Origin of the sequence: Nonomuraea sp. NPDC049695 (assembly GCF_040674955.1) — a bacterium.
GTDB classification, from domain to species: domain Bacteria; phylum Actinomycetota; class Actinomycetes; order Streptosporangiales; family Streptosporangiaceae; genus Nonomuraea; species Nonomuraea helvata.
Genome location: NZ_JBFANV010000240.1, coordinates 1 through 1,288 on the forward strand (window position 1 = coordinate 1; position 1,288 = coordinate 1,288).

The 1,288-nt window shown below is 66.6% G+C and carries 1 protein-coding gene; it reads left to right on the top strand.

All coding sequences use genetic code 11. From position 1 onward, the window contains the following. The first annotated feature begins 67 nt into the window (after positions 1 to 67). Positions 68 to 1,242, top strand: a protein-coding gene (locus AB0J64_RS57295) for an IS3 family transposase (RefSeq protein ID WP_364047283.1) whose coding sequence is annotated in 2 segments (ribosomal slippage) — positions 68 to 329 and positions 329 to 1,242 — 1,176 coding nt in all. Because the reading frame shifts where the segments join, the coding sequence is not laid out codon by codon here. The last annotated feature ends 46 nt before the right edge of the window (positions 1,243 to 1,288 follow it).

The window sequence follows — 1,288 nt, forward strand, 5'->3', positions numbered from 1 at the left end:
TGAGGTGCCTCGAAGATTCCGGACAGTTGGCTACATAAGCTGACAGAAGTCTGGAAGAGGTAGGTACGTGACGAGGCGTCGCAGGCAGTTCTCGCCGGAGTTCAAGGAAGAAGCCATCCGCATGGTGCTGGAGGGCGAGCGGACGGTCGCGTCGGTGGCGCGCGAGTTCGACATTAACCCCAGCACCCTGGGCAGCTGGGTGACCCGGTATCGGGTGGTCCATACTCAGGAGGAGCAGCCGCCGGTCTCCGGGCCGGAGCGGGCCAGGATCCGGGAGCTGGAGCGGGAGAACGCCGAGCTGCGGGAGAAGCTGGCGTTCTTGAAAAAAGCGGCCGCCTTCTTCGCGGCGGACAGTCGATGACGCTCGCCAAGTACGAGTTGATCGACGCGGAGAAGGCCTGCCACGCGATCGCCCGGATGTGCGCCTGGCTGGGCGTGTCCCGCTCGGGCTACTACGAATGGCGCGAGAGGCCGGCCTCGGCCACCGCGCAACGCCGGGCGTTGCTGGCCGGGCTGGTGGCCGAGATCTTCGCTGACTCGCACGAGACCTACGGCTACCGGCGGGTGCACGCCGCGCTGCTGCGCCGCGGCGAGCACTGCTCGGCCGAGCTGGTCCGCGTCTTGATGCGCGAACACGGCCTGATCCCGGCCCAGGTGCGGGCGTTCCGGCCGGCCACCACCGTCCAAGGCGACTACCGCGGCATCCCCGACCTGGTCGGCCGCGACTTCACCGCCGCCCGGCCGGGCACCAAGCTGGTCGGCGACATCACCTACATCCGCACCTGGGAGGGCTTCCTCTACCTGGCCACCGTGATCGACTGCCACAGCAAGGCAGTGCTGGGCTGGGCGATGGCCGACCACTACCGCACCGATCTGATCAAGGATGCGATCCGGATGGCCGTCGGCACCGGCCTGCTGCAGCCCGGCGCCGTGTTCCATACCGATCGCGGCTCGAACTACACCTCGGATGAGTTCGGCCGCTTCCTGACCGGCCTGAGCATCCGCCGCTCGGTCGGCCGCACCGGCGTCTGCTACGACAACGCGATGGCCGAATCGTTCTTCAGCACCATCAAAAACGAATGGCTGCACCGCTTCGTCTTCACCACCCGCGCCAAGGCAAGACGGCAGGTCATCCACTACATCGAAGGGTTCTACAACCGCCGCCGCCTGCACTCGGCGCTCGGCTACCGACCACCCCTGGAAGTACTCAACGAGTCCCTCTCAACCCAAACAGCCGCATAGGCTCTACGCCCATAAGAAGGCTGTCCGGAATCACCGTGGCCCCTCA